Origin of the sequence: Arthrobacter sp. (assembly GCF_031179385.1) — a bacterium.
In the GTDB taxonomy this organism is placed as follows: Bacteria; Actinomycetota; Actinomycetes; order Actinomycetales; family Micrococcaceae; genus Arthrobacter_D.
Genome location: NZ_JAPSHV010000213.1, coordinates 1 through 2,479, shown reverse-complemented (window position 1 = coordinate 2,479; position 2,479 = coordinate 1). Strand labels below are relative to the sequence as shown.

The 2,479-nt window shown below is 66.6% G+C and carries 2 protein-coding genes; one reads left to right on the top strand and one right to left on the bottom strand.

All coding sequences use genetic code 11. From position 1 onward, the window contains the following. Positions 1–1,387, top strand: a 1,387-nt coding sequence (locus RIF85_RS15655) for a CoA transferase (RefSeq protein WP_309072826.1), incomplete at its 5' end; no start/stop codon positions are given. Here RIF85_RS15655 and RIF85_RS15650 read toward each other — a convergent pair. Further along, positions 1,388–2,407: a LacI family DNA-binding transcriptional regulator gene (locus RIF85_RS15650; protein WP_309072825.1), complete on the bottom strand. Its 1,020-nt coding sequence runs from the start codon at positions 2,405–2,407 to the stop codon at positions 1,388–1,390. Between the last annotated feature and the right edge of the window lie 72 nt (positions 2,408–2,479).

Below are 2,479 nucleotides of genomic sequence, written 5' to 3'. Positions count from 1 at the left end.
GCAGGGCTGCATCCATAATGCAGGCATGGATGCAGCCTCAACTTCGCCGGAAGCGGAGCCGATACCCGCCCTCTGGCATTCGTTCTGCCAACTGCTGCCCGATGGGATTGAGCCGGTGTCCTGGACCGGTCCCCGCCGCTGGTGGGGAGGGCCATTGGACGTGGAAGGGCTCGCCCTCGGTTCCATGCAGGCGGCGGCCACCGCGCTCGCCGTGTGTTCCCCAGGCCGCGACGTCACCTTCACCTCAGCGGCGGTGGCCGCATGGTTCGACTCCTTCTCCCACCTTCGCATTGCGGGTTCGCCGATCCAGGGCTTCGGTCCGCTGTCGGGATTTCGCCGGGGCGCCGACGGGTGGGTCCGCATTCACGGGAACTACCCGCACCATGAACGTGCGCTGCTGGATGCACTCGCGGTGACCCGGGCCTCAGAGGTTGAGGCGGCTCTACGTGAGCTGCCGGTCGCCGTCATTGAGGACGCAGTTACCGGCCGGGGAGGGCTGGCTACAGCTGTCCGTACCCCGCAGGAGTGGGCCGCGATGCCGGCGGCGCAGGCTGTTGCGAATGAGCCGTGGATACGTTTCTCCACCGACCCCGCTCAGGTAGCGGAGGAACGCCGCGAGGGCAGCCTTCTGGAAGGTTTGCGTATCCTGGACCTCACCCGGGTCATCGCCGGACCGTCGGCCAGCAGGCTCCTGGGTGCGCTGGGCGCCGATGTTCTCCGCGTGGATCCGACCGCCCTTCCCGAGCTGGAGCACCAGCATGTCGAAACCGGGTTTGCCAAGCGGAGCGCCGTAGCGGATTTCGGAAACCGAGAACAGCTGGCTCGCGTGCGAATGCTCCTTCCTACGGCCGACGTGGTGCTCAACGCTTATCGCCCGGGAGCCCTGGACCGTTTTGGACTCGGCGTGGAGGCCTTGCGCACCGACTTCCCGGACCTGGCGGTGGTCTGCCTCGATGCCTGGGGCGATCACGGCCCGTGGGCGGGCCGCCGCGGGTTCGACAGTATTGTGCAGGCGGCAACCGGAGTGGCCCATGTCTACGGCACCGGGGAAGGGCGCGGGTTCACACCCGGTGCTCTTCCCGTCCAGGCACTCGATTACGCAACCGGGCTCGGGATGGCGGCCGCCGCCGTCGTACTCATGACTGCACGCCGTAGGGGAGTGACCGGATCCGCCCACCTCTCACTGGCGCGTACGGCTGCCGAGCTGCTGCGGATGCCGGCGACCGCGGGTCTGATGCCGGTGGAGCTTGACCCGCCGCTGCAACGCATGATGAGCGACTACGGGGAACTGATTTTCGTGCCGCCGCCGTTGATGATTGATGGGCGGAAGGTTGAGTATCCTGATCCGCCGCAGCGTTACGGCAGCGCCGCTCTCGACTGGAAGTAGTCAGCCTGCCGGGGCTGTGGACTGGCGCGTGATGAGCGGACAGGGCACCAGGACGCGTTCGGTCCGGCGATCCCCTCCCTCAAGCTCATCAAGCACGCTGTTCACAGCGATGGCGCCGATCTCGGCATGGGGCAGGGCGACCGTGGTCAGAGCCGGCACAAGATTCGCGGCCACGTACTGCTGGTCGTCGTAGCCCACTACCGACAGCTGTTCCGGCACCTTGATGCCCGCAGCGGCGGCGTGCAGCAGGATGCCTGTGGCGACGCGGTCGTTTGCGGCGAGGATTGCGGTGGGCCGGTCAGGTCCCTGGAGCACGGACTCGGCTGCGCGGTATCCCTGGTCGATGTCCCACCCGGTGACCACCACTCGCTGGTGGTGGCGATCCAATCCAGCGACCGTCATAGCGGCGCGGTAACCCTGCTCACGAAGGACGGCCGCATTCTGGTCATCGCCGCCCAGAAGGGCGATGCGCCTGTGCCCGAGGCCGAGGAGGAGTTCTGTCGCCCGTCGGCTCCCGGTGACCTCGTCGGGGACCACCGCGGGAAGAGTGTCCTCCGGGTCGAAGCAGTTGGCCAGCGCACTTGGCTGCGAGCGGAACAGTTCAGACGGGACGTAGGGCTTGAGGCCGCCGGTGGCATGAATCAATCCGTCCACGCGGCGGTGCTGCAGTGCTTCGATGGCGAGTTCATCACGGCCCGGGATGTGTTCGGTATCCACGACGAGGATCATGTACCCACGAGCCAGGGCGGCGTTGGTGGCACCGCTGACCAACCGGCCGGCGAAGGGGCTGGTGACAATCTCGTCCGTGACGATCCCCAGGGTGGCCGTCCGCTGGTTTCTCAGGCTCACCGCCACCGGATTGGGTAGGTAGTTGAGCTCCTTGGCTGCAGCACGGATTCGCTCCTGCGCATCCTTCGAGACGTTGCCCTTGATGTTGCCGTTGAGCACCATCGACACGGCGCTCCGGGATACGCCGGCGACCTTGGCGACATCGAGCGCCGTCGCTTTGCGTGCTGCCATGGATCTCCTTCGCCGGATCGGTGCAGCCAGTCTAACTAATACGTGTCAGAGTGGTGGGCCGTCCTTGTTCCT

What these genes read in the sequence shown, in the direction of transcription:
- RIF85_RS15650 (WP_309072825.1), bottom strand. Translation starts at nt 2,407, where the DNA reads ATGGCAGCACGCAAAGCGACGGCGCTCGATGTCGCCAAGGTCGCCGGC.